Source organism: Streptomyces sp. NBC_00683 (assembly GCF_036226745.1).
Taxonomy (GTDB): Bacteria; Actinomycetota; Actinomycetes; order Streptomycetales; family Streptomycetaceae; genus Streptomyces.
Genome location: NZ_CP109013.1, coordinates 8,350,085 through 8,374,232, shown reverse-complemented (window position 1 = coordinate 8,374,232; position 24,148 = coordinate 8,350,085). Strand labels below are relative to the sequence as shown.

At 70.6% G+C, this 24,148-nt stretch carries 22 protein-coding genes; 13 read left to right on the top strand and 9 right to left on the bottom strand.

Annotated features, from left to right (window positions below; all coding sequences use genetic code 11):
- The first annotated feature begins 253 nt into the window (after nt 1-253).
- Nucleotides 254-1,915 (top strand): ABC transporter substrate-binding protein, encoded by a 1,662-nt coding sequence (locus OG257_RS36400; RefSeq protein ID WP_329214623.1) that lies wholly within the window; start codon nt 254-256, stop codon nt 1,913-1,915.
- Nucleotides 1,916-1,967: 52 nt separating this feature from the next.
- Here the strand turns inward: OG257_RS36400 and OG257_RS36395 are convergent, their stop codons facing one another.
- Together OG257_RS36395 and OG257_RS36390 are read right to left on the bottom strand one after the other, a co-directional pair.
- A complete protein-coding gene (locus tag OG257_RS36395) occupies nt 1,968-3,434 on the bottom strand; it encodes a LysR family transcriptional regulator (RefSeq protein WP_329214621.1) in 1,467 nt (488 codons plus the stop codon).
- A 168-nt stretch (nt 3,435-3,602) separates the two neighbouring features.
- Complete coding sequence (locus tag OG257_RS36390) at nt 3,603-4,346, bottom strand: SDR family oxidoreductase (RefSeq protein ID WP_329214619.1); 744 nt, start codon at nt 4,344-4,346, stop codon at nt 3,603-3,605.
- 245 nt (nt 4,347-4,591) lie between these two features.
- On the opposite strand from OG257_RS36390, the gene OG257_RS36385 reads away from it, so the two are divergent.
- From OG257_RS36385 to OG257_RS36370, 4 genes are read left to right on the top strand one after another with little or no spacing between them, the layout of a single operon-like run.
- Nucleotides 4,592-5,824 carry a cytochrome P450 gene (locus OG257_RS36385; protein ID WP_329214617.1) on the top strand — a complete coding sequence of 411 codons (1,233 nt, stop codon included), beginning with the start codon at nt 4,592-4,594 and terminating at the stop codon, nt 5,822-5,824.
- On the top strand, nt 5,821-6,033 hold the full coding sequence (locus OG257_RS36380; protein WP_329214616.1) for a ferredoxin: 213 nt from the start codon (nt 5,821-5,823) through the stop codon (nt 6,031-6,033). Before OG257_RS36385 ends, OG257_RS36380 begins: the two co-directional genes overlap by 4 nt.
- 35 nt (nt 6,034-6,068) lie before the next feature.
- The gene (locus OG257_RS36375) at nt 6,069-7,373 is read left to right on the top strand and encodes a Cpe/LpqF family protein (protein ID WP_329214614.1); all 1,305 of its coding nucleotides are present in this window, start codon (nt 6,069-6,071) and stop codon (nt 7,371-7,373) included.
- Entirely contained in the window at nt 7,370-8,359 is a 990-nt protein-coding gene (locus OG257_RS36370) for an EamA family transporter (RefSeq protein WP_329214612.1), read from the top strand. The genes OG257_RS36375 and OG257_RS36370 overlap by 4 nt, the downstream gene beginning before the upstream one ends.
- Here the strand turns inward: OG257_RS36370 and OG257_RS36365 are convergent.
- The 4 genes from OG257_RS36365 to OG257_RS36350 are packed head-to-tail and all read right to left on the bottom strand — an operon-like array spanning nt 8,311 to nt 13,506.
- Nucleotides 8,311-9,342: a GNAT family N-acetyltransferase gene (locus OG257_RS36365; protein ID WP_329214610.1), complete on the bottom strand. Its 1,032-nt coding sequence runs from the start codon at nt 9,340-9,342 to the stop codon at nt 8,311-8,313. The two genes, OG257_RS36370 and OG257_RS36365, sit on opposite strands and share 49 nt — an antisense overlap.
- Entirely contained in the window at nt 9,339-11,045 is a 1,707-nt protein-coding gene (locus tag OG257_RS36360) for an ABC transporter substrate-binding protein (RefSeq protein WP_329214608.1), read from the bottom strand. The genes OG257_RS36365 and OG257_RS36360 overlap by 4 nt, the downstream gene beginning before the upstream one ends.
- A complete protein-coding gene (locus tag OG257_RS36355) occupies nt 11,042-12,220 on the bottom strand; it encodes a GNAT family N-acetyltransferase (RefSeq protein ID WP_329214606.1) in 1,179 nt (392 codons plus the stop codon). The genes OG257_RS36360 and OG257_RS36355 overlap by 4 nt, the downstream gene beginning before the upstream one ends.
- Nucleotides 12,217-13,506 (bottom strand): ATP-grasp domain-containing protein, encoded by a 1,290-nt coding sequence (locus OG257_RS36350; protein WP_329214604.1) that lies wholly within the window; start codon nt 13,504-13,506, stop codon nt 12,217-12,219. Before OG257_RS36350 ends, OG257_RS36355 begins: the two co-directional genes overlap by 4 nt.
- A 320-nt stretch (nt 13,507-13,826) precedes the next feature.
- On the opposite strand from OG257_RS36350, the gene OG257_RS36345 reads away from it, so the two are divergent.
- Nucleotides 13,827-14,870, top strand: a complete 1,044-nt coding sequence (locus OG257_RS36345) for a zinc-binding dehydrogenase (protein ID WP_329215536.1) — start codon at nt 13,827-13,829, stop codon at nt 14,868-14,870.
- A 208-nt stretch (nt 14,871-15,078) separates the two neighbouring features.
- Nucleotides 15,079-15,480: a DUF6355 family natural product biosynthesis protein gene (locus tag OG257_RS37300; protein ID WP_383802924.1), complete on the top strand. Its 402-nt coding sequence runs from the start codon at nt 15,079-15,081 to the stop codon at nt 15,478-15,480.
- An 86-nt stretch (nt 15,481-15,566) separates the two neighbouring features.
- Here the strand turns inward: OG257_RS37300 and OG257_RS36340 are convergent, their stop codons facing one another.
- Nucleotides 15,567-16,007 (bottom strand): hypothetical protein, encoded by a 441-nt coding sequence (locus OG257_RS36340; RefSeq protein WP_329214602.1) that lies wholly within the window; start codon nt 16,005-16,007, stop codon nt 15,567-15,569.
- Nucleotides 16,008-16,082: 75 nt separating this feature from the next.
- Nucleotides 16,083-16,826 (bottom strand): S1 family peptidase, encoded by a 744-nt coding sequence (locus OG257_RS36335; RefSeq protein ID WP_329214600.1) that lies wholly within the window; start codon nt 16,824-16,826, stop codon nt 16,083-16,085.
- A gap of 222 nt (nt 16,827-17,048) precedes the next feature.
- On the opposite strand from OG257_RS36335, the gene OG257_RS36330 reads away from it, so the two are divergent.
- Both OG257_RS36330 and OG257_RS36325 read left to right on the top strand, forming a co-directional pair.
- Nucleotides 17,049-17,936, top strand: coding sequence for a hypothetical protein (locus tag OG257_RS36330; RefSeq protein WP_329214599.1), 888 nt, complete (start codon nt 17,049-17,051; stop codon nt 17,934-17,936).
- 54 nt (nt 17,937-17,990) lie between these two features.
- Nucleotides 17,991-18,455 (top strand): GNAT family N-acetyltransferase, encoded by a 465-nt coding sequence (locus OG257_RS36325; RefSeq protein ID WP_329214598.1) that lies wholly within the window; start codon nt 17,991-17,993, stop codon nt 18,453-18,455.
- Nucleotides 18,456-18,607: 152 nt separating this feature from the next.
- Here OG257_RS36325 and OG257_RS36320 read toward each other — a convergent pair whose 3' ends face one another.
- Nucleotides 18,608-19,225, bottom strand: coding sequence for a TOPRIM nucleotidyl transferase/hydrolase domain-containing protein (locus tag OG257_RS36320; protein ID WP_329214597.1), 618 nt, complete (start codon nt 19,223-19,225; stop codon nt 18,608-18,610).
- 436 nt (nt 19,226-19,661) lie between these two features.
- Between OG257_RS36320 and OG257_RS36315 the strand changes: the two genes are divergently transcribed.
- The 4 genes from OG257_RS36315 to OG257_RS36300 all read left to right on the top strand — a co-directional run bounded on the left by OG257_RS36315 (nt 19,662) and on the right by OG257_RS36300 (nt 24,135).
- The gene (locus OG257_RS36315; RefSeq protein WP_329214595.1) at nt 19,662-20,768 is read left to right on the top strand and encodes a DUF4037 domain-containing protein; all 1,107 of its coding nucleotides are present in this window, start codon (nt 19,662-19,664) and stop codon (nt 20,766-20,768) included.
- A 259-nt stretch (nt 20,769-21,027) separates the two neighbouring features.
- Nucleotides 21,028-22,320 (top strand): ABC transporter substrate-binding protein, encoded by a 1,293-nt coding sequence (locus tag OG257_RS36310; protein ID WP_329214592.1) that lies wholly within the window; start codon nt 21,028-21,030, stop codon nt 22,318-22,320.
- A gap of 32 nt (nt 22,321-22,352) precedes the next feature.
- On the top strand, nt 22,353-23,294 hold the full coding sequence (locus tag OG257_RS36305; protein WP_329214590.1) for a carbohydrate ABC transporter permease: 942 nt from the start codon (nt 22,353-22,355) through the stop codon (nt 23,292-23,294).
- 13 nt (nt 23,295-23,307) lie between these two features.
- Entirely contained in the window at nt 23,308-24,135 is an 828-nt protein-coding gene (locus OG257_RS36300) for a carbohydrate ABC transporter permease (protein WP_329214588.1), read from the top strand.
- Nucleotides 24,136-24,148: the final 13 nt, after the last annotated feature.

The window sequence follows — 24,148 nt, the reverse complement described above, 5'->3', positions numbered from 1 at the left end:
TGCCATTTCCTTCTTCGGGACACGTTCTACTCGCCTCTCGTCCGGACGCCCGCGTCGCGCGTGGGGGGAAGCGGGCGTCCGCTTCGCGCGTGGGGGGACGCGAGCCAATCAGCCGGGGCTCTCCACCACCTCTCACCGAACTCTCCCGCTATACCGACCCGCCGTCGGCTATGCGCCCATGCCTCCCCGCCCCTCTCCGGGCAGCCGCGCACCCGCAGACTTGCGCGGAAATCACCGCGAGAAGGGCTGGGACATGGAGACCGAACAGTCGGGCACCACCGGCTTCGACGCCGCCGTCGACGGCGTGGTCGCCCCGACCGACACGCTGGGCGGAACCCTCCGCCTGGTGCGCACCGACGACTTCGACTCGCTCGACCCCGGCAACACGTACTACGCGTACACCTGGAACTTCTTGCGCCTGATCGGCCGGACACTGGTCACCTTCGACACCGCGCCCGGCAAGGCCGGCCAGCGACTGGTCCCCGACCTGGCCGAGTCGCTCGGTGAGGCCTCGGACGGCGGGCGGACCTGGACGTACCGGCTGCGTCCGGGCCTGCGTTACGAGGACGGCACCCCCGTCGTCTCGGCGGACGTCAAGTACGCGATCGCCAGGAGCAACTACGGTACGGACGTGCTGGGCGTCGGCCCCACCTACTTCCGTCACCTGCTGGGCACCGACTACGGCGGCCCCTGGCGCGAGCCCGAGGTGGACGGTCCGCTCACCGTCGAGACCCCCGACGACCGCACCCTGGTGCTGCGGCTGACCGAGCCCTTCGCCGGCATGGACCTCTTGGCCACCATGCCGAGCACCACTCCGGTCCCCAGGGCCCGGGACACCGGTATCGGCTACCGGCTCGGCCCCGTGGCGACCGGACCGTACCGTGTCGAGTCCTACGAGCGCGGCAGGCTCGTCGTCCTGGAGCGCAACCCCCACTGGGACCCGGCGACCGACCCCGTACGGCGGCAGCGGGCCGAGCGCGTCGAGGTGCACCTGGGCAAGGACCCGCACGAGGTGGACCTGATGCTGCTGGCCGGGGAGGCGCACATCGACCTCGCGGGATTCGGGGTGCAGCCCGCTGTCCAGGAACGCATCCTGGCCGACCCCGCGCTGCGGGCCAACGCCGACAACCCGCTGACCGGTTTCACCTGGATCTACTGCCTGTCCAGCCGGATCACCCCGTTCGACAACGTGCACTGCCGGCGCGCGGTGCAGTTCGCCACCGACAAGGCGGCCATGCAAGCGGCGTACGGAGGCCCCGTCGGCGGTGACATCGCCACCACGATCCTTCCGCCGACCATCGACGGCTACCAGCCCTTCGACCGCTACCCCGTCGGCGAGGACGGCACCGGGGACCTGGAGGCGGCCCGCGCCGAACTGGCCCTGGCCGGCCTGCCGGACGGCTTCCGCACGAAGATCGCGGCCCGCAAGGACCGCCTCAAGGAGTACCGGGCGGCCGAGGCGCTCTCGGCCGGGCTGGCCCGCGTCGGCATCGAGGCCGAGGTGCTGGACTTCCCGTCCGGCGACTACTTCGACCGCTACGGCGGCAGCCCCTCGTACCTGCGCGAGCACGGCATCGGAATCATCATGTTCGGGTGGGGGGCCGACTTCCCCGACGGATACGGCTTCTTCCAGCAGATCGTGGATGGGCGCGCGATCAAGGAGCGCGGCAACCAGAACATGGGTGAGCTGGACGACCCGGAGATCAACGCCCTGCTCGACCGGGGTGCCGTCAGCGGCGACCTGGAGGAGCGCGCGGCCATCTGGCACCGCATCGACCGGCTGACCATGGACCATGCCGTGATCGTGCCCTACCTCTATCCGCGCTCGTTGCTCTACCGCCACCCCGACGCGCGCAACGTGTTCGTCACGGGGTCCTTCGGGATGTACGACTACGTCGCGCTGGGCGCCCGCTGACACCCGCCGGGGCGGCCGGCGGACCTTGCCCGCCGGCCCTCCCGCCGCAGTGTCAGTTCCGGCCGGCGACTGCGGACCGCACCGCGGTCCGTTCGGGCGCGGTCCGTCCCGCACGCACCGCGCCGCCCCGGTGCGTGCGGCGCTGCGTGCCGCCGCCCGGCTCCGCATGCGGCAGGGCCTCCCCCGCGCCGCCCGTGAGGCCCACCGCATGGAGTTCGGCCTCGAAGCCGGCCAGCCGTGCCAGGAACTGCCGGGTCGGCGCCGTCAGGTCCGTGCCGCGCGAGCTGCGTAGCAACAGCCCTGCACCCAGACGGAGTTCGAGTCGGTGGATACGACGGGTGAGAGCCGACTGGCTGATGGACAGAACGGTCGCGGCACGGTTGATGCTGCCGTGGGCGGACACCGCGCGCAGCAGATGGAGGTCCTCCACATCGACCTGGATCGACTCGTCGGGCAGCGCCGGCGGGGCCTGGAGGCTGCGTGCGGCTTCGGTGCGCCGCTCCAGCCCCGCTCGCTGCCCGCGTAGCCATTCGGCCCACCACGGATCGCCCAGCATGTCCCCGTGGTGCCGGGTGAACCGGCTCAGGCAGCGGGCGGTGAGCAGCGCGGCCAGCTGCTGGGCGAGGGCGCCGGGGACGACGGTGGGATCGACCAGGAGTCCGGCGGCCCGCCGGGGCCGCTCGACCAGCGAGCGTCGGACCAGCGAGGGGGCGAACACGGCGGGGCAGGCCGGGGAGCCGAGGCCGATGGCGTCTCCGCGCCGCAGCATCCCCCGGGCCACCGACGCCCCGGTGACCTGGATGCGGGCGGGCGGGGTGAGACCCGCCAGTTGGTAGACGCGGCTCACCAGGACCTCGGCCTGGGGCCCGGCCTCGGACACCCAGTTGTCGTCCCGCAGATCGGCGAGGGAGACCGTGTCACGGCCCGCCAGCGGGTGTCCGAGGGGCAGCGTCACCCAGAGCGGGTCGTCCAGGACTTCGTACGTGCGCACGGTGCGGTCGACCGCGTCGGAGAGGGCGTTCAGGCCCCAGGTGTGCGCGGCGTCCACCCGGTACCCGGCGAGCTGGCGGAGCACCTGGTGCGGTGTGTCGTGGCTGACGGAGAGGAGGATGCCCAGCGTGTCGGCCGCGTCCTCGACCAGGTCCTCCATGAGCGGTTCGGCGGTGGCGATGTTCAGGATGCGGGGTGCGTTCAGCGCCTCGCTGCCGCGCCCGTAGATCTCGGTCTGTACGGCCTGGTCGACCTGGCGGAAGAACCGCCGGCCGGCTACGAGCACGCGGGCGCCGTCCGGGCTCAGCCGTGCGGTACGCGCGCCGCGCAGCGTCAGTCCCAGGCCGGTGGCCTGGTCCAGCCGGTCGAGCCGGCGCTGGGCGGCTGCCGCTCTCAGCCCCGCCCTGCGGGCGGCTTCGGGGAGGTCACCGCACTGCCCGATCGCGTCCAGCAGCCGCAGATCCGAACGCGAGAGGGGCAACCGCGTCAACCGGTCGGGAACGGAGGGCACGTGTATCGCAGAAGGCACGGACGGCTTCCTTACGGTTATGGATGACGCCTCTTCTTCACCTGTGACGGCCTGTTGCGGCTCACGTTAGGCAGGCGTTCTCTCCTCTCGCTCCCCTCACCGCAAGCGGCCCCGGACAGCACGGCGGCGGGCACCGCGCAGTGCGGCGCCCGCCGGGAGGAGCGTGGTTCAGGCCTGGTCGGTGGGGCGAATGAAGATCTCGTTGACGGTGGCGTGCGGGGGCGCGGTGACGGCGTACAGGACCGCGTCGGCTATGTCCTCGCTCTGCAACTGTCGTATTTTGGCCACTCGTTCGGCGATCGCCGCCTTGGAGGGGGCGTGCGTGATGTGGTCGCGCAGTTCGGTCTCCACGGTGCCCGGCTCGATGACCACCACGCGTACTCCGCGCTCGGTGACCTCCTGGCGCAGCCCCTCGCTGAAGCCGTTGACGGCGAACTTGCTGGCGTTGTAGACGGCACTGCCGCGTCCGACGACGCGGGCGGCGATGGACGAGATCTGGACGACTGTGCCCTGGTTCCTGATCAGTTCCGGGAGGGCCGCGTGCGTCATGTACATCAGGCCCATGACGTTGGTGTCCATCATCCGGACCCAGTCGGTGGTGTCGGCGTTCTCCACCGGTCCCAGCAGCATCAGCCCGGCGTTGTTCACCAGGATGTCGAGTCGGCCGAGCGTGTCGACGGTGGAGCGTACGGCGGCGGCCACGGCCTGCTCGTCGGTGATGTCCAGGTCGAGCACCTGGACCACGGCGCCTTCCGCCTCCAGTTCGCCGCGCAGCGCTTCGAGGCGGTCGACGCGGCGGGCGGCGAGAGCGACCGAGGCTCCGGCTGCGGCGAGGGCGCGTGCGGTGGCCCGGCCGATTCCCGAGCTGGCACCTGTGACGAGTGCGACTTGTCCCTGTAGCGATGAACTCATGTGGTCCTCGTTCTCGGGGTGGTGGGCCGGACCGGCAATCCGGCCGAAAGGGGCGTCCGACGGTGCGGCGCGCCGACGGTACCAGTGGGCCGACGCCCGGTGAACGGCCTCCGGGGGCCGTTGTTATGTGCGTTCGTGGCTGGCTATGCGGGTCGGTCCGCCCCGTAGGGGAGGTCGCGGGGCGGGCGGTGAGGATGGGGCCGCTACTTCATGTCGGCATGCCCGTGCAGCGATAGGTGGGACCCATGACGCAGGACGCAGCATCCCCGAAGGTGACGGCCGCGCCGTCCTACCCGATGGAGCGCGTCTCCCCGATCGATCCGCCGCCTCCGCTCGCCCTCCTGAGGTCCGGCCCCGCCGCCAGCCGCATCACGATGTGGGACGGCAGCCAGGTGTGGCTGGTGACGGCCCATCCGCACGTCCGCGCGGTTCTCGCGGACCGCAGGTTCACCGCGGTGACCAGCGCCCCCGGCTTCCCGATGATGACCACCACGTCCGTCCTGGTGCGGGACAAGCCGCACACCGCTTCGTTCATCCGCATGGACGACCCCGACCACACGAGGCTGCGGTCCATGCTCACCCGTGACTTCCTGCACGGCAGGGCCGAGGCGATGCGGCCCGTGCTGCGGGAGCACCTGGACGGCATGCTCGGCGAACTGGTCGGGGGCGAGCGCCCGGTGGACCTGGTGCGCGGGCTGACGATCCCCGTCCCCTCCCGTGTGATCGCGCTGCTCTTCGGTGTCTCCGACGAGCAGCGCGAACTGATCGAGAACCGCGCCGGAATTCTCATAGACCGCGGGTACCGGCCGGAGCAGGTCGCCGCCGCCCGCGACGAGCTGGACGGCCTGCTGCGCGACGTGGTCGAGGAGCGCATGCGGATGCCCGAGCCGGGCGAGGACCTGCTGAGCCGGCTCGTCGTCGACCAGGTGCGCAAGGGCAGACTGACCGTCGAGGAGATGGTCCCGATGTGCCGGCTGCTGCTGGTCGCCGGGCACGGTACGACGACCAGCCAGGCGAGTCTCGGCCTGCTGAGCCTGGTCACCGACCAGGGCCTGGCCGAGGCGCTGGCCAAGGACCCCGAGCTGCTGCCGAAGGCGGTCGAGGAACTGCTGCGGTACCACTCCATCGTGCAGAACGGCCTCGCCCGCGCCGCGCTGGAGGACGTGGAACTCGGCGACGTGACGATCCGGGCGGGCGAGGGCGTGGTCGTGTCCCTGTCGGCCGGCAACCGCGACGAGTCGCTCTTCCCCGACCCCGACACCCTGGACCCGCACCGGGACGCCCGCCGCCACCTGGCCTTCGGCCACGGCATCCACCAGTGCCTCGGCCAGTGGCTGGCCAAGGTGGAGCTGGAGGAGATGCTGGCCGCCGTGCTGCGCTGGATGCCCGGCGCCCGGCTCGCCGTCCCGTTCGACGAACTGGACTTCAGGCACGAGGTGTCCAGTTACGGGCTCGGCGCGCTGCCGGTGACCTGGTGAGCGCCGGTCGGCTGACCGTGGCCGTGGACACGGACGCCTGCTGTGCGATGGGCCGCTGCGCGGCGACGGAACCGCAGGTCTTCGACCAGGATCCGGACACCGGCACCGTGGTCCTGCTGGTGGCCGAGCCACAGCCCGAACTGCACGAGACGGTCCGGCTGTGCGCCGAACTCTGCCCCTGCACGGCCATCACAGTCACCGAGGACTGACACCACCGGTCGGCAACGGCCGTCGAGGAGCGATGATGATCGATCTGCCCGGTTCCGACGGCTCCGTACGCCCCCATGCGCAGGCGGCGCTCGACGGGGACGACACCCCGCTCGGACGCCGCAGCCGCTGGGCGGTGGAGCTGCTCACCGCCCCTGGGGCGCCCCGGGACGAGGACCTGTCCGAGAGCTTCGTCCCGGTGTTCCTGGCGCGGCATCCGCAGGGCTTCGCCGCGACGCTCGAACAGTGGCGCGACATGGGCCCGTTCACGGTCGTCGACTATCAGCCCGTGGCCCACAAGTCGTGGGTGACCCTGGAAGGTCCGCCGGGGGTCCGCTCCACTCTGTCGCTGACGCTCGACTCCACGGGGCTGATCCGTGTCCTGCATCTGGGCCCGGAGGTGGTGACACCGCCGGTGTCCGCGTGGGGCGACCTGGCGCGGGCACTGGAGCAACCAGGGGTGACCTGGTCGGCGCTGGTGACCCGGGTGGCCGGCGGGGTGACCGAGACCCTGTACGCCAAGGACGCGGACCGGCCGATGCCCAACGGCTCCTCGTACAAGCTGTATCTGATGCGGGCACTGGCCAAGGCGGTGGCCGCCGGCACCGTGCGGTGGGACGACGAGGTGACGGTCTCCCCCGCCCTGCGCAGCCTGCCCACCGGTGACATGCAGGAGCTGCCGGACGGCTCCCGGGTGTCGGTGCGCGAGACGGCGTACAAGATGATCGCGATGAGCGACAACACCGCCGCCGACCTGATTCAGGACCTGCTGGGCCGGGACGCGGTGGAGCGGGCCGTGCGGGACGCCGCGCACAGCGATCCGTCGTTGCTGCGGCCGTTCCTGACGAGCCATGAGGTCTTCGAGATCGGCTGGGGCACACCGGAGCTGCGGGCCGAGTGGGTCGGCTCCGGCGAGGCGGGCCGCAGGCGACTGCTGGAGCGGATCGCCGGCCCGATGACCGTGCGCGGTTCCGATCTCGGGCCTGCCGTGCACCGGTTGGGGCTGGACTGGCACATGAGCGCCTGGGACGTGGCACGGGTCCTGGACGCACTGGTGGAGGACGGGATACGGGACGCGAGCGGGATCGTCGATGACATCCTGACGGCGTACCCAGGAGTCCCGATCGACTCGGACCGCTGGCCCCGCGCGGTGTTCAAGGGCGGTTCGTGCCCCGGGGTGATGATGTTCTGCTGGCTGCTGGAGGACACCGGCGGCGTCCGGTACACGGTCGTGCTCCAGCAGTGTGCCGACGACCAGAAGCTCATCGGCGACGGGCAGTTCCTGCGGGGCATGGGCGGCCGCGTCATCGAATCCGGCCTGCTCTCCGGTACCTCCCGGTGACCCCCCGGGACCGCTCGCTGGCCGTGCTGGTGGCCGTGCTCTGGGGACTGAACTTCCTTGCGGTACGGGTCGGCCTCGACCACTTCCCGCCGTTCTTCCTGGCAGCGCTGCGCTATCTGGTGCTGGCCGTGCCCGTGGTCCTGTTCGTGCCGCGTCCCGGGGTGCCGCTGCGCTGGCTGCTCGGGTACGGACTGGGCTTCGGCGTCGCCCAGTTCGGGCTGCTGTTCCTCGCCATCGAGCAGGGAATGCCGTCGGGTCTGGCGTCCGTGGTGGTGCAGGCGTCGGCACCGTTCACCGTACTGCTGGGGGCGCTGCTGCTGCGCGAGCGGGTCTCCGGGCGGCAGCTGGCCGGCATCGGTCTCGCGGTGCTGGGGATGGCCGTGATCGCGGTGGACCGGGCGCGGACGGCGCCGCTGCTGCCGCTGGTGCTGACCGTGCTCGCGGCGCTCGGCTGGGCGGTCGGCAATCTGGCGAGCCGCCGGGCGAAGCCCCGGTACCCCTTGCGTTTCGCTTTGTGGATGGCGGTGATCCCGCCGCTGCCGCTGCTGGCGCTGTCGGCCGTGATGGAGGGGCCCGGCACGGGATGGCGGGCCTTGGGGTCGGCGTTCGGCCCCGACGGCTGGCCTGGCCTGGTCGCCCTCGTCTACATCGCGGTGCTGGGCAGCGTCGTGGGATCCGGGATCTGGACGGCGCTGCTCAAGCGCTACCCGGCCGGTGTGGTGGCGCCGTTCTCGATGCTGGTGCCGGTGGTCGGCATGGCGGGTGCCTGGCTTGCGCTGCACGAGCGGCCCACCGGATGGGCGGTGGCCGGCGGAGTGGCCGTGGTCGCCGGGGTGTTGCTCGGAACGGGCTGGCTGCCGCGCTTCCTGCGCGAGCGTACGGGCGCTGCGGCTGCCCCCCGCGTCCCCGAGGGGGGCGGCGGGCAGCCGGCGGACGGTCAGCCGGCCGGGGCGGCCGGCGCCTCCCAGGAGACCCATCGTTCCTGAGGGATGAAACCCATGGCCTCGTTGAGGGCGATCATCGGATGGTTGTCGTCGGCGTTGGCCGTCTCGATCAGCCGTACCCGGGGCTCGTACTCCCGTACATGGGCGAGGTTGGCGAGCTTGAGCAGCAGACCCAGGTGGTGGCCCCGGTGGGCGGAGGCCACCACCGTCATGCCCTGGAGGGCGTGCTCCGGGTTGCCCGTGGTCTTGGAGACGCTGGTGAAGCCGGCCAGTTCGCCTGTCGCCTCGTGGACGGCGCCCACGTGGTAGGCGCGCCGCCCGCGGCCCACCCGCATGCGCTCGAAGCGCCGCACATGACTGGTGCGGATCGCCTCGGGCCCCCGGTCCCAGGTGTCCGGGCCCGCCTCGCCGAGGGACCGGCCGAGTTCGGACACGGCGATCGCGAACGCGTCGGGTGTGACGGTCCCCCACCGCTGGATCCGGTAGCCGGCCGGGACCTCGGGGATGCCGTCGGCCAGCGGGTCGTGCGCGTCCAGGTCGAGCCACTGGTGGACGCCCTCCGGGCCGTCGGACGGGGTGGCGCCCAGCGCCGCCGCGAACACGGCGGGGCCCTCGTCCCGGGGCGGCCCGCCGTGCAGCGCCTGGAGCAGATCGGCGACCAGGAGCGTTCGGCCGTGCTGTTCGGCCAGGGCACGGGCCCGCCGGAACAGGGCGGTCCCGATCCCCTGGCGGCGCTCCTTCGGTGCGGTCAGCAGCTGGTCGACGACGGCGACGGGCGCCCCGTCCGGGAGCACGAGGCGCAGCGCGCCGACGGCCTGGCCGCCGAGGAGGGCGACCTCGCCGGCCAGGGTGGTGTCCGGCGGTGCGAAGCGCACCGACCCGGTCAGGTCCGCCGCGCAGGGCGGTGCGGCGGACAGCGGGACGTCCTCGGCGCTGTCCGTGGTCAGCCGGACCCAGGCGTCGAGCGTGGCCGTGTCACCGGCGTCCAGCGGGACGAAGCGGAGATCCGCTGCTGCGTTGTTCATACGGTGTCGGTCTCCCGGTCGGTGCGGGTATCGGTGACGCCCATGGCCTGGATGTCGTACAGGCCGAAGGCGGGGTGCACATAGACGTTGGTGGCGCGGGGGCCCCGGTAGTGCAGGGTCTTGTCGTGGACCAGCGGGAGGATGACCGCATGGTCCATGACCCGGCGCTCCACCTCGCGCCACAGTTCGGCGCGGGAGGCGGGGTCGGCGGTGTGCAGCCCCGTGTCGATCAGTTCGTTGATCTTCGGGTCGTCGAGTTCGGCGATGTTCCAGTTGCCGCCGCCGGGACGGATCAGCCGGCCGTCCACCAGAGGTGCCAGGAAGCCGTACTCGGTGGGGAAGTCGGCGCCCCAGTCGGTGACGATCAGGCCGAGCCCGTGCTTGCGGATGGTCTCCGGTGAACCCGCGCCCTGGCTGAAGTAGGTGGCGACGTCGAGTTCCTTGACGGTCAGCCGGATGCCGACCCGGGCGACGGACTCCACGACCGCGTCGGCGACCAGCCGGAACTTTCCGCGCTGGGTGCCGATGACCGCGTCGAAACCGTCGGGCAGTCCGGCGGCCCGGAGTTCGGCACGGGCGGCGTCGAGGTCGCCGCGCAGATCCGGGCCGGTCGGGTAACGGTCCAGCGGCTGGTGGGCGGCGAGCCTCGGAGGGAAGAGCGCGGTGGTCAGATCGCCTCCGGTGACCGGCCCGCCGCGTGCTTCCTGGAGCAGGATCTTGTCGGCCGCGTAGTGCACGGCCCGGCGTACGTGCACGTTGTCGAAGGGCGGTATGTGGGGCTGGAGCGAGACGAAGTGCAGGAAGCTCGTTTTCGGGTTGTCGGTGCGTGAGCGCAGCACGGGGTCATCGGCCAGGCGGTGCTGGGCGGCGTGCTGGAGGCCGCGGCCCTCCAGGTTGATGTCGAACTCCCCCGCCGTCAGCCGCTCGTCCATCTCGTCGGGGTCGAGGCCGATGGTCACGTCCACCCGGTCCGGGAGTGCGGGCCGCACCGGGTCGGTGGTCCGGTCCCAGTGGGGGTTGCGTTCCAGCAGGAGTCTGCTGCCCGGCCGGTGACCGGCCACACGGTAGGGACCGGTGCAGCGCGGGTCGTCGCCGTAGAGGGCGCCGGTGTCGGCCTGCCGGGGCACCGGGGAGACGCAGGGCTGGGCCATCAGATGGTCGAAGTCGGAGAACGGGGTGCGCAGCCGGAAGACGATCGTGCGCGGGTCGGGGGTGAGCACGGCGGGCAGGCCGTCCTCGGCGTCGTCGCGGTAGGGCCCGGCGTACGGGCGGTCCGGGTCGTCCAGGAGCGGCACCAGGTAGGTCGGGCCGCCGGGGAGCACGTCCTGGGCGAAGATCCGCTGGACGGCATAGCGTACGTCGGCCGAGGTCACCGGGGTGCCGTCGTCGAAGCGGACGCCTTCGCGGAGCCGGTAGGTCCAGGTCCGGTTGCCGTCGCTCGGTACCCCCGGCGCCTCGGCGAGGTCGGGTACGGGGACGAGGCCTGCCGGCCCCGGGTCGGTGGGGTAGGCCATCAGGGTGCGGTTGAGCAGGCGTTGCAGCAGCCATACCCAGACGTAATAGGTGCGCGCGGGGTCGAGGGAGTCGACGTCGGCGGAGGACACCAGCCGCAGGGTGCCCCCGCGACGGCCGGAGGGGCTGACGCTCGCTCCGACGGCGGCGTTCCAGCCGCCGCCTTCCTGGAGGTCGGTGTCGGCGCTCATCGTGTGGTCGTCTCCCGGTCGTCGGCGGGCGCGCCCGCGGTGCCTTCGGTGCGGGGTATCGGCAGCAGGTAGGAGCGCTGCTCGCTGGCCTGGCAGCCCCGGGCGAGCTTCGCCTTGACGCTGCCGATCCCGGCGTGCAGGACGGTGGCGCCCTCCTTGGCGGCGGCGTCCAGCACCTGGTAGTACAGGACGTCGTAGTAGAGCGGCAGCTTGCCCTGGGCCTCGTAGTCGAACCCGGCGCGGTGTCCGTACCACTGCTCCTCGCCGCGGGCCCGGGACCGCAGCACCATGCCGAAGCCGATGATGCTGCCGCGCTGGCGCGCCACGGACACCAGGACGTCGTCGCCCATGATCTCGGCGATCCGTCCGATCATGCGGGCAGAGCCCTCGTCGCTGGCCGGATTCCCGTACTTGCGCAGGAGGTTGGCGTCGAGCTGTCCGAGGCGGGGGCAGAGCGCCTGGGTCAGCGGCTCGACGTTCACCTCGACGCCTGCCTCGGTGAGCGCCCGGCGTTCCAGGCGCACCCGGCGGCGGCGGTGGGCGCTCATCTCCTCGACGAACTGCTCGAAGCCGCCCGGCGGGATGTCCAGCCAGGCGTAGTGGTCGGAGGGGTGGTTGCTGTAGCCGCGGCGCTCCAGCAGGGCGACCAGAGGCGTGTCGCGTACGTCGACGTGCGGGAAGCAGACGGTGGCCGCGTTCCGGTCCGCCGCCATCGTCTCGGCCTTCTCCAGCAGGGCTGCGAGGTCCTGCTCCGTGGCGTCGGCGGAAGCGAGCGTCCGGGTGCGGCCCAGGTGTCGTCCTCCGCACACCAAAGAGGGCAGCAGGGTGTCCGGGTCACCCGCGGCGACGTCGCGAAGCACGCCGACGGCCTCCGGAACGTCCTGCTCCAGGGCGCGCTTCAGCATGGCGTCCGGCCGGGCGAGGAGCCAGGCGACGGAGGTGTCGGCCCATGCGGTCACCAGCCCGGCGACCGGGATGCCGCCCCGGTCGCGCACGAGGAAGTCCATCGCCGTACCGGAGTTGTGCTCCTGCACGGTGAGCCACCGGGGGGTCTGGAAGAAGTCCTCCGCGCCCAGCAGGGAGTTCCAGCCCGCCGCCTCCAGCCCTGCGGCGTTCGCGACCGCGCGTACGCCGTCCGGGCCCGCCGGTGCGACGGGTTCGGTATACGGGCTCACCGAAGCTCTTCCTCGACGACGAAGTCCAGCAGAGCGGCGGCCTTGTCCGCGAGTTCCTGGGCGGCCACCCGGTCGGGGCCGTTGCAGTAGGTGAAACCGACGCACGAGGAGTTGTCCATGCGCTGGAGCAGGTGGTCGCCCTTCTCGACGTGCAGCAGCACCTGGACGTCCGCCACGGCCGCCGCGGCATCCAGCCCGTCGATGCGTGCGAGGGTCCCGCGCCGGGTGGGGTAGATCATGCGGACCGCGGCACCGCCGCGGTGGACGACAGGCTCGATCGGCGGGGTGACGCCGATGGTGAGCAGCCAGGCGTCCAGGATCGGGCTGCGGCCGGTGACGTCGGTCACCAGCATGGTCATGCAGCTGGACGGGGTGCGCGGGTTGGCCTCGATGATCCGCCAGCCGGACTCGGTGCGCCGGACCTCGGTGTGGCAGGGACCGTGCCGGTAACCGATCATCTCCAGGGTCGTGCGGACCACCCTGTACAGCTCGTCACGCTCGTCGTCGGGGAGCGGTACGGGAAAGGTGTGCCCGCACTCGATGTACGCGGGGTCGCCGAAGAGGTCCTTGGAGGTGACGCCGAAGACGTGGGTGTGCCCGTCCACGGTCATCGTCTCGACGCTGACCTCCTCGCCCTCGACGTACTGCTCCAGCAGGACGTCACCGGAGCGGGGCTGGCCGCGGAGGCTGTGCCGGACGGTGGAGAGCTCCTCCCACGCCTCGATGAGCCCGGCGAGGTCGTCGACCCTGCGCACCCCGTAACTGATCGCTTCGGCCGGGGGCTTGGCGATCATCGGGAAGCCGAGCCGGCGGGCCGCCTCGTCGAGCTGGCCCCGATGGCTGACCAGCACATGGGGGATGTTGAACGGCTGGTCGCCGAGCGCGATCCGCAGGTGGTCCTTGATGTTGGCGGTGCGCACGGCGTCCGGGTCGGGCCCCGGCAGGCCGAGGCGGCGCGCGGCGTGCGCCGCAAGCTCGGTGTGGTAGTCGGAGAACGAGGTGAGGCCGTCCACCAGGGGCGCACCGTCCTCGCCGGTGGTCGCGGCCAGAACGGCGTCGAGGTCGGTGGTGTCGACGTCGATCACCCGGTCCACGATGGACAGCGGGTGGGTGTCCCAGTCGTGTCCATGGGTGTACCAGGACCGGTCACCCGTCAGCAGCCACACTTCGAGGCCGTGTTCCTGAGCCTGCTTCAGACCCAGGACGAAGGGGTGGTTCTGCATGTGCTCGACGATCGCGATCCGCTTTCCGGCGAACTGCGCGTAGTCGGCCAGAGGTGTTGTCATCGGACGCCTCCCGTGTGGGTGATGTGCAATCGACCGGTTCCGGGTTCTCTGGGTTCAGTTGAACCGCCTCCGGCCGGGCGGTGCCATGTCTCGGGCGGCAGGACGCATAGGCGGCGGGCGAGGCGCATAGGAAGGGCCGGGGCGCTCATGACGTGGGGTGCGGCCAGGTGCCGGGGCACGACGCCCTGGCAGCGTCTGCTCCCTGGCAGCCCCGGCGCCGTGGCAGGAAGTGCTCGCCGGCGCGACGAACGACACCCGCTCGTTCAACCCTCGCTGGGCGTGATCCTTGCCCGCAGAATGAGCGGGTGGACGAAACCGTGATGACTGCCGCCGTTCTGTTCCGGCACGGAGGCCCGGAGGCACTCGAGCTCCGGGCTGACTGGCCGCTGCCCGGCGTGGGGCCTGGGCAGGTGCTCGTGCGCGTGGGCGCGGCGGCTGTCAACAACACTGACGTGTGGACCAGGGAGGGTGCCTACGGGCTTCCTGGTCGTCCCGAGGCGAAGGCCGGCTGGCGCGGAACTCTGGACTTCCCCCGCATCCAGGGCGGCGACATCGCGGGCGTCATCAGCGCAACAGCCCAGGACGTGCCCGACGCGTGGGTGGGTCGCCGGGTTCTCGTCGATCCCGCCTTCTACGCCGATGCGCGCGACGACGCCGTGCCTGTCGGACTGCTCGGCAGCGAAGCGGACGGCGGCTTCGCCTCCTACGTCGCGGTCGATGCCGCCCGCGTCCACGACATGAGTGCCTCCCCGCTCTCGGACCAGGAACTCGCCGCCCTTCCGGTGGCCTACGGCACGGCACTGGGCATGCTGGAACGCTCCCACATCAGGAGCGGGGAGACGGTGCTGGTGACCGGTGCTTCGGGTGGCGTCGGACTTGCGCTCGTCCAGCTCGGCGCCGCACGCGGCGCACGGGTGGTGGCGCTCACCAGTGCGTCCAAAGCGGCCGCGCTGCAGGAGGCAGGCGCCGCGGCTGTCCTCTCTCGGGAGGCGGACCCCGTGGAGCTGCAACGCCGGCTGAGGGAGTTGGCGCCCGAGGGACTGGACGCCGTCGCGGACGTGGCCGGCGGGCCGTGGCTCGAGCAGCTCCTGCCCGCGCTGCGCGACGGTGCTCGCTGGGTCATCGCCGGAGCTGTCGCCGGACCCGTCGTCACCTTCGACCTACGCCGCCTGTACCTGCACAACCTCAGCCTCATCGGCTCCTCGATGCATACCCGCGCCCACTTCGCCTCCTTGGCCGACCTGGCTCGGGCCGGCACTGTACGGCCGCGTATCGCAGGGAACTACCGGCTGACCGAACTCCACGCCGCCCAGGAGGAATTTCGGCGCGGCACACACGTAGGGAAGATCACCATCACTCCGTGAGGTTCGACGGCTGCGATCGGCAGAATCATCCCGACGATCTCGCCCTTTGAAGTTTGATATTGCCCCACCACTCGATTCAGTGACATAAAGCCACAGCGTGCACACGTAGAGTTATGGTGATTCTGTCGGTGAGTGCCTGCGCAATCGGTGTCGTGGCGCCGCCGAATGCAATCAGCTCGTCGTCCATCGTTATGGCTCGCCGTAAGGAATGTTCGTGAAGCTCTCCCTGACCAATTCTCCTCGAGTCGCCGTCGCACTGGCGTCAAGCGCGCTCATCGCCACTGCGATGGCGACGTCCGCGGGTCCGACCTTTGCCGAATCCGTCCGTGGTCCGGAAGTGCAACAGGCAGGTGCGAGCTCTGCCCCGCAGTGCGGCTTCTTCCGGTACAGCGTCCGAGAGTCCCAGTTCGCCGCCTACAACCACTGCGGCGAGACCACGGTGTTGGTCCATGTCGATGTCAGAGGGGGCGGCAGCGGGAACGACTACCATCTCTGCGTCAGCCCCGGACCTACGCAACTTCCAGGCGCCGGCCCGAACTACCTCAACGCCTATTACATCGGCGGTGCCGGGTGCCGGAGCGGAGATCGCACCGGACACACACCTCACTGATGCCGATGCGACTGAGCGCTGCGAACGGCTCGGCGGCCGGCTCCCGGGGCTGGACGCAGCCAGGGCTTCCAGGCCGTCGAACCCCGCTATGAAGGGCGAAGAACGGGATCGATCCGTGTCAGGCTCTCGTGCAACCGACGGGCCCCCCGGGCAACACGATCGTCCTCGTCGCCCGCCATCTCCTCGTAGATCCGTAGCGCCTCGTCCAGATCGTCCGAGAAGATGCTGAAGACATCGACGACTGCGGTGTGGATCCAATCGGCGTAGTTGTCGTTGGCGACTGCCAGTGCGGAGGCGACGATCGTCAGTCCGGCCCTGTCCTTTCGCCGAAGCAAACCCTCCGCGGTCCGCCGGGTGACGAAGGTGTCACCAGGGTCGAGCACAAGGCCCAGCAGCGGCTCCACTGCCTCCGCCATCTCGGCGAACCCGGCCAGGCTGTGACCGGCGTCCGCCCTGTCACGCCAGTCATCGCTTCGCCCGAGTTCGGCAAGCGCCTCGACAGCCGCGCGCCGCAGGTCAACGTCCACTCGCTCCGCCGCCCTTCCACGATTCCGGTCAAAATATCATCGCGGCGCCGGGACGGATGATCGCGCGGACGGGTCCTAGTAGAGGGACAGGCCGTACACCGACAGCCACTCCACGACCGGCTGGTAGTAGGTGGCGCCTCCTGCCGCACAGTTTCCTGTGACCGCGACGATGACCCCGAGTGCGGTGCTACCGGCAAACGCGGGGCCACCCACGTCGCCGGGCTCGGAGCAGATGTTGGAGCGGAACAGTCCGCTCACAACGCCCTCGGGGTAGCTGACCGTGACGTTCACGGCCGTGACCGTGCCGCAGCGGTATCCGGTCACCCGGCCGACGTGGCAGACGGACTGACCGACCGTCGGACTTGCGGCGCCCGTGATGTCCTGCACCCGGCCGGCGGTGCCGAGCGAGACCTCGCCGGGGAAGACCACCGACGAACTCGAGTAGCGGACGAGCGCGTAGTCGTCACCGGGGAAGCTCGCGCTCGCGGTGGTGCCGACGAACACGCTCAGGCCCGCGTCCGCGTACCAGTTGGTGGCACCCTGGGCACAGCGCCCCGTCACCAGCCCGTAGAGGGTGCTGCCGCTACGGGCGTTGAAGCCGACGGTGCAGCGCGTTCCGGCGTTGCTGTAGATGACGTCGCCGCCACGTACCTCGAGGGCATTGCCGACCGCCCGCGTGGCCGTGCCGCCCGACTCCTGCGCGTACGCCGCCGGTGCGGTGACGGTGAACCAGCCGAGCAGCAGGGTCATCGCGGCGACCGCCGAGATGGCTGCGCGGAACGCCCCGAGGAATGGTCTGTCGGTCCGGTGCGAATTCATGTTCCCTCCCCGTGGCGCGACAACGTCATGTCATGCACCCGCCATTGTGAGCTTTCGGGGAAGGTTCCGTCAGTCAGAAAGGCGCCATTCGACCTGCCCGGACCGGGACGGAAAGCGGAGGGAAGCGGACAGACCACGGCTTCGGTAGCCCGTCCGGGCTGCCGAAGCGAGGTGTGTCCGAGCGTTCGAGCCGAACGCCGCCGACGGTGCCATGGTGGATCCATGACTGCAGACCTCTCCGCGGCCTCCTCGTTCATGGCCATGCACGCCCGCGTACTCGATCGTCGACGGTTCGAGCTTCTCCTCGGCGAAGCCGACGCCGACTCCGCACTCGCCGCCGTGGACGGCTACCGCAATCCGGACGGCGGATACGGCTGGGGGCTCGAACCGGACCTGCGTGCGCCCGAGAGCCAGCCCGCAGGCGCGCTGCACGCGTTCGAGGTGTTCCGGGACATCGCTCCTGTCACGACACCCCGTGCGGTGCAACTGTGCGACTGGCTCGCGTCGGTCTCCCTGCCCGACGGTGGCCTGCCCTTGGCACTGCCGGTCAAGGACGCACGTGGTTGCGCACCGTTCTGGGCGCAGGCCGACCCGAAGGTCTCCACCCTGCAGAGCACGTCGTTCGCAGTCGGCGCGGCCCTGCGGGTGGCCGCGTTCGACTCCGCCGTCGCCGCCCATCCCTGGCTCGACCGGGCGACGCAGTACTGCCTGACCGCCATCGAAGCGATCGGCGACAGCCCCCACGCGGTCGAGTTGTCGTTCGCGATCCGTTTCCTCGACGCCGCGTCCGAGACCCGCCAGGAGGCGGGAGCCCTGCTCGACGGCCTGCGCCGGTTCATCCCCGCCGGCGGCCTGTTGCCCGTCGCGGGCGGTTCCGTCGACGAGGTGATCCGGCCACTCGACATCGCCCCCACTCCAGGTCGTCCGGCACGCACTCTGTACGACGCGGACGTCCTCGCCACCGAGCTGAGTCGTCTGGCTGCCGAACAGCAGGACGACGGCGGCTGGTTGGTCGATTTCGCAAGCTACTCGCCGGCAGCCGCCCTCGAGTGGCGCGGATACCGGACCGTAGCCGCTGTGTCGGTCCTGAAGCAGAACTCCGCAATCTGACGGGGCCCACCGGGCGGTGCGCAAACGTACGCATCGGCTGACAGCATGGCCCTCATGGCTGCAGAGGATCTCGGGACATTCGCCGTGCGCCGCGCGAGTGAGTGGGATGCGGACGCGCTGCTGCAGACCGACTCGGTGGCAGCGGAGGGCAGCGACGAACGGCACATGAGAATCCGGCGGTGGTGCCGACAGGGCCTTGTCGCCATGGTCGAGGACGCGTCGGGAGCCCTGGGCTACTGCGTGGTGGAGTACACGTTCTTCGAGCAAGGGTTTGTCACAATGCTCATGGTGGCACCCGAGGCCCGTGGCCGGGGCGTGGGTGCCCGCCTGCTGGACCACGCGGCGGCATCACGCACCACCCCGAAGCTGTTCACCTCGACGAACGTGTCCAACCAGCCGATGCAGCGGCTGCTCCAGCGTGCGGGGTGGAGCCCGGTCGGCCTGCTCCACGGCCTGGACGACGGCGACCCCGAACTGTTCTACCTCTGCCCGCGGGAACCGGCCGCTGCTCGCCCCTGACATGAACGTCCGACAGGCTCAACAGACCATCTCACCTCGCGATAAGGGCAGCTGTCCGTCGCGGCGGGGATCGTAGAGCTGCTCGCGACCGCCGGACGAGTCACGAGCCTTGTTCCGGCGGGCGACGCAGGCATCCCCTGACTGCCCAGCGGTCAGAGGCTGGTGAGCAGGTCGTCGAGCGGGGCGGGTACACGGTCGGGCTCAAGGGCCTCGACGAGGACGTGGCCGTAGCGGATCTTGCGCCCCTTCTTCGTGCCGAGGAAGCGCCGGAACTGCTGCTGCGGGGTTCGGCCCTGCTGTGCGGGCTGGTGCCGGAAGGTCTGCAGGGCGCGCAAGTCGCCCTCCGCCTGGACGAGTTCCTCCACTCGTGCCACACCCAGTGCGCGGATGAGTTCGTCCTCCAGATCAGCCGCGCAGACGAAGAATTCCTGCTGGGCCGCCCCGGCCCGCTCCAAGCCGCGCGTGTAGTAGCGGGTCTCCGCCTCGTCGCACAGCCCGGTGAGGCGGAGGCCCAGGCCAGGTGGCCCGAGGATGTGTGCGAAGCGCCCGACGCTCATCGCGCCGCCCATCGACAGTACGCAGACGCCTTCGGCCTCCAGGTCCCGGCCGCGGCTCGCGGCCAGCGCGCTGACCGCTGCGACGTCGCTCGGCCCTTCGAGCAGGACGACTGCCCGGACGGCCAGTCCCGTGGCGAGTTCCCGCGCGGGGTCGCCGGGGCCACCGGCCGCCCACGCGGTGACCGCCTCCCGGAACAATTCCATGTCAGCCATGGGAGGAGTCTCCGTCCTTTCCGGCTGCCACGGTAGGGAATTTCTGTCGGCGCGCCGGTCGGCGGCGGGCATCCGGGCACGGCCGACGGGGGGCAGGGGCGCGGGCCGCCCATGAGGTCCGGTCGGTCCGGACAGTGGTCTCTCCGCGCCTCAGGACTCCGTGGGGGCCACCAGTGGCGAGGACGGCATCAAGTGCGGCCAGGAGGCCGGGCAGCCGCCGGTCCGAGCCGGTGACGGTGCCACGGCAGCAGTCGCAGCTTCGGGCAGGGGCGTGTGCCGGCGGTCACGGCGCTCAGGTCTCGCCACTCCCCCGCTCCCCCGCCCCCGCCCCGCCGGGTCACCCTCACGGCACTCCCCCAGGTCGGCGCTTCCCGAGCGCAGGGGCGGACGGCGATATCCGGTGGCTTTCGCGGCCCTTGCATCGCAGAGTGATCGCATGACGCATCCCGCTCCCGAGTTCCTTCCCGGTCTTGAGCTGTCGCGGATCCTCTACGAGGAGGCGGTGCGGCCGATCCTCGATGAGGCGTATCCGGGGCTTCAGTACGCAGCCGCGAGGGTCGGTGCCGGATCAGAGGTGCTCGGTTTCGACACCGCGCGGTCGGCGGATCACGAGTGGGGCCCGCGCCTGGATCTCTTCCTCGCGCCGAAGGAGGCTGCCGGTCTCGGGGCCGACCTGCACACGCTCCTGGGGGAACGGCTACCGAAGGACGTGCGGGGCTGGCCGACCCACTTCCGTCATGGTGACCCGGCCGACCCGATCGGTCTCATGGAGCGCACGGACGGCCCGGTGAACCACCGTGTCGCGGTGAACGACGTCGACACGTGGCTGACCGGCCGGCTCGGTCCCGGTACGGCGTCCGGCGAACCGACGGTGGGTGACTGGCTGGCGATGCCGCAGCAGAGGCTCGCCGAGGCCACCGGCGGCGCAGTGTTCCACGACGGGCTCGGCACGCTCACAGCAGCTCGGCGGAGGCTGGCCTGGTACCCCGATGAGGTGTGGCGGTACCTGCTGGCCTGCCAGTGGCAGCAGATCTCCCAGGAGGAAGCATTCGTCGGGCGGTGCGCCGAGGTGGGGGACGATCTCGGATCGGCCGTGGTCGCCGGGCGGCTGGTGCGTGACCTGATGCGATTGTGCCTGCTCCTCGGCCGACGGTACGCGCCCTACGGCAAGTGGCTCGGGAGTGCGTTCGCTCGGCTGCCGGTCGCCGAGGACCTGATGCCGTCGCTGCGGGGAGCGGTGACGGCAACGGGTTACCCGGCGCGCGAGCAGCACCTCTGTGACGCCTACGAGATCGTGGCCGCTCTGCAGAACGACACGGGGCTCGCCGAGTACGTGGACCCGACGCGGCGGCGGTACCACAGCCGCCCGTTCCTGGTGCTGCATGCCGAACGTTTCGCGCAGGCTCTGGAACGGACGATCACTGATCAGGCTCTGCGGGGCATGCCGCTGTCCGGGAGCGTGGATCAGTGGGCGGACAACACGGACTTTATCGGACAACAAGGTCCGGTACGTGCGGCGATCAACGCTCTCGGTCGAGGGTGAGCATGTAGGGATCGAGAACCTCCGGGGCCTGACGGACCGCCCCGAGGAGGCTCTCGAGGGCACGGGCCCTCCGACCGCGCACCCCCCTCCCCGCCCACAGGAACCCCAGGACACCGACCCTCAACTTGCCCAATATGTCCGTATATTCAGCATGCGCAACCGGGGGTTGACCATTCCATCAAGCGCCCTTAGGTTTCTCGCAGCCCACTGGTACATCGATTAACCACATGGTTAACGTCCTGGTTGGAGACATCCCGCTGTGCGCTCATCCCTGAGTCGGCGCGGTTTCCTCGCAGCAGGCTCCGGCCTCGCCGCCGCTACCGCAATTCCCGCTCTGTCCGGCTGTTCCACACTCACCTCGGCCGATTCCGACCCCGGCACCCTGCTCGTGCACACCCAGCTCGGCACCACCGCACCGGGCTCCCCCACCTACAAGGCCGTCGTAAAGACCTTCGAGGACGAGAACCCCGGCCTCCGGGTCAAGAACCTCGTCAACGGCGACGATCTTCCCCAGGTGTACGAGACCTCCCGGCTGGCCCGCAAGGAGCCGGACGTGGTCATGGTCAATCTCTACGACAAGACGCTGGCCTGGACCGATGTCGGCGCCACCGTCGACGTGAAGGGGTATCTCGACGACTGGGGGCTGCGGGAGCGCGTCCTGCCCGCCGCCCTGGAGGAGTGGACCGACAGCAAGGGCAGGCTGCGTGCCTTCCCCTACTTCGCCACCAACTGGCCCGTCGCCTACAACACCGCCCTGCTGGACCGGGCCGGCGTCGGCTCCGTCCCCACCACCGGGGACCAGCTGATCGGCGCCGCGCGCAGGCTGCGCGCCAAGGGCATAGCCCCGGTCACCGTCGGCGGCAACGACTGGACCGGTCAGAAGCTGCTGGCCCAGATCATCCAGACCTTCCTCACGCCCGACGAGGCCAGGAAGGTCTACACGACCGGCGACTTCAGCGGCAGCAGGGGTGCCCGCGAGGGCATCGACTACTTCGTCCAGCTGCGCGACGCCGGTGTCTTCGCCGACAAGGCGCAGGGGCTGACCTCCGACACGATGACCACGCAGTACAACACCGAGGCGGCGGCCATCCAGTCCGCGATGTCCTCGGCACTCGCGAAGGTCGCCCCGAAGCCGGCGGGGCACACCGAGGTCGGCGGCTGGCCGCTCGCCCCCGGCGCCTCGCACAGCAAGCCGACGATCCTGCGCTCGTACACCCTCATCGGCTTCTGGATCAGCCCCAACGGCGTCAAGAAGCTGTCCTCGGTCGAGAAGTTCCTGCGCTTCATGTACCGGCCCGAGGTGGTCTCGCGCTTCATCACCGAGAGCGGGCGGGACATGGCTCTGGTGACGGACACGGTCAGCAAGGACTTCCCACTGGTGGCCAAGGCCCAGCAGCTCGGTGACCGGGTCGGCCAGGTCCTCCTGCCCGACCTGTACGTACCTCCGACGGCCACCCAGCCACTGATCACGGCGACCAGCACCGCATTCACCAGGGGGACGAGCGCGGCCGCCGTGCGCTCCGCCCTGGAATCCGCCTACCGCACGGCCTGATCCGCGCGCCCGAGCCCTCTGCGAGTCCCCTCATGACGTTGCTCTCGTCCGCCCCGGGCGGCGCCTCGGTCCGCCGGCCGGATCCGCCGTCGCCGTCCCCCGCCACGACTTCCCGCCGCAAGCAGGGCGGGGTCGTCCTCGCCGTACCGGCGCTGGTCTGGTACCTCGTCTTCATGGTCGGCCCGCTGGTCGCCATCTTCGTCATCGCCGCCCTGCACTGGCCCGGCATGCTCCAGCCGGTCTCCTTCGCCGGTCTCGGCAACGTGCGCGCCGTCCTCGACGACCCGGTCTTCTGGGACGCGGTGGGCAACACCGCCGTCCAGCTCGTCGTCGCACTGCCCGTGATGATCGTGTGCGCGTACATGCTGGGGTACTACGTCGCCCAGAAGCCGCCCGGCCACCGCGTCCTGCGGTACCTGCTCTTCATTCCCGGCCTGATCTCCACCCCGGCCAAGGCCATGGTGTTCTACGCGGTCCTGTCGCCTGACGGCCTGCTCAACGGCGGTCTGGACAAGGTCGGTCTGGGGTCGATGGCCGACGCGTGGCTCGCCTCGCCGTCCACCGCCCTCTACTGCCTGATCGTCCTGGACGTGTGGAGCGGCATCGGTTTCACCGCCGTGCTGTTCGCCGCCCGGCTGGGCAGTGTGCCGGACGAGATCGGTGAGGCCGCCCAGCTCGACGGCGCCGGACACTGGCGTGCCATGTGGCGCATCCACTTCCCCGTCATCCGTGACTTCGTCGGTGTCGTGACGATGCTTCAGTTCCTGTGGACACTCTTCGGCTCCGCGCAGAACGTGCTGCTGCTCACCCAGGGCGGCCCGGGAAGCTCGTCGACAACGTTGTCCTTCCTCGTGTACCAGAAGGCGTTCATCGCGGCCGACCTGGGATACAGCCAGACCGTCGGTGTGGTCCTGTTCCTGGTCGGTCTGGCCGGGCTGCTGACCATCCGTCGCGTCTTCCGCCAGAACTACTGATCGGAGCGGTTCCATGAAGTTCGGAAGGTCCTGGCTGCCGGCCCACGTCCTCGCGTGGCTGTACGCGGCGCTGCTGGTGGTCCCCCTCTACTACCTGCTGGTCTCGGCGTTCAAGACGAACGACCAGATCTTCGGGAGCCCGTTCTCCCTGCCGACCTCGTTCTCCCTGCACAATTTCGGGGAGGCCTTCTCCTCCGCGGACCTGGGACCGGCCGTCGTCAACTCCGTGCTGGTCACGGTGCTGGCGCTGGCTCTCACCCTGGGGCTCGCCATTCCTGCGGCCTTCGCCATCGCCCGTACGGAGGGACGGCTCGGGGCGTTCGTGGAGCGGGTGTTCTCGCTGGGATTCCTCGTTCCGACGTTCGCGGCGCTCTTCCCCACCTTCCTGCTCGCCGCGGCGACCGGGCTGTTCCACACCCGCGCCTTCATGGTGCTGTTCCTGCCTGCCACGGCGATGCCGCTCTCGGTGGTGATCCTGGTGCAGTTCATGCGGACGATCCCGCACGAGATGGAGGAGGCGGCACGCCTGGACGGCGCGTCCACCTTCGCTGTCCTGCGGCACGTGTACACGCCGATGTGCATGCCTGGGATCGCCACCATCCTCCTGCTCAACTTCCTGACCTTCTGGAACGAGTACCTGTACTCGCTCGTCATCATCGGTCCGGACCCCGAGCAGCGCACCGTTCAGGTGGCCCTGCCCACCCTGAAGTCCCTCACCGGCACCGACTACGGCATCCTGACCGCGGGCACGGTACTGACCCTGGTCCCGGTCTGGGTGGTGTACACCCTGCTCCAGAAGCGCATGCAGCAGGCTCTCGTCAGCGGGGCGGTGAAGATGTGAAGGTACGTACCGA

What these genes read in the sequence shown, in the direction of transcription:
- OG257_RS36325 (WP_329214598.1), top strand. Translation starts at nt 17,991, where the DNA reads ATGGCTGCAGAGGATCTCGGGACATTCGCCGTGCGCCGCGCGAGTGAG.
- OG257_RS36300 (WP_329214588.1), top strand. Translation starts at nt 23,308, where the DNA reads ATGAAGTTCGGAAGGTCCTGGCTGCCGGCCCACGTCCTCGCGTGGCTG.
- OG257_RS36320 (WP_329214597.1), bottom strand. Translation starts at nt 19,225, where the DNA reads ATGGCTGACATGGAATTGTTCCGGGAGGCGGTCACCGCGTGGGCGGCC.
- OG257_RS36345 (WP_329215536.1), top strand. Translation starts at nt 13,827, where the DNA reads ATGACTGCCGCCGTTCTGTTCCGGCACGGAGGCCCGGAGGCACTCGAG.
- OG257_RS36360 (WP_329214608.1), bottom strand. Translation starts at nt 11,045, where the DNA reads ATGAGCGCCGACACCGACCTCCAGGAAGGCGGCGGCTGGAACGCCGCC.
- OG257_RS36385 (WP_329214617.1), top strand. Translation starts at nt 4,592, where the DNA reads ATGACGCAGGACGCAGCATCCCCGAAGGTGACGGCCGCGCCGTCCTAC.
- OG257_RS36390 (WP_329214619.1), bottom strand. Translation starts at nt 4,346, where the DNA reads ATGAGTTCATCGCTACAGGGACAAGTCGCACTCGTCACAGGTGCCAGC.
- OG257_RS36330 (WP_329214599.1), top strand. Translation starts at nt 17,049, where the DNA reads ATGACTGCAGACCTCTCCGCGGCCTCCTCGTTCATGGCCATGCACGCC.
- OG257_RS36400 (WP_329214623.1), top strand. Translation starts at nt 254, where the DNA reads ATGGAGACCGAACAGTCGGGCACCACCGGCTTCGACGCCGCCGTCGAC.
- OG257_RS36315 (WP_329214595.1), top strand. Translation starts at nt 19,662, where the DNA reads ATGACGCATCCCGCTCCCGAGTTCCTTCCCGGTCTTGAGCTGTCGCGG.
- OG257_RS36365 (WP_329214610.1), bottom strand. Translation starts at nt 9,342, where the DNA reads ATGAACAACGCAGCAGCGGATCTCCGCTTCGTCCCGCTGGACGCCGGT.
- OG257_RS37300 (WP_383802924.1), top strand. Translation starts at nt 15,079, where the DNA reads ATGTTCGTGAAGCTCTCCCTGACCAATTCTCCTCGAGTCGCCGTCGCA.
- OG257_RS36350 (WP_329214604.1), bottom strand. Translation starts at nt 13,506, where the DNA reads ATGACAACACCTCTGGCCGACTACGCGCAGTTCGCCGGAAAGCGGATC.
- OG257_RS36375 (WP_329214614.1), top strand. Translation starts at nt 6,069, where the DNA reads ATGATCGATCTGCCCGGTTCCGACGGCTCCGTACGCCCCCATGCGCAG.
- OG257_RS36335 (WP_329214600.1), bottom strand. Translation starts at nt 16,826, where the DNA reads ATGAATTCGCACCGGACCGACAGACCATTCCTCGGGGCGTTCCGCGCA.
- OG257_RS36305 (WP_329214590.1), top strand. Translation starts at nt 22,353, where the DNA reads ATGACGTTGCTCTCGTCCGCCCCGGGCGGCGCCTCGGTCCGCCGGCCG.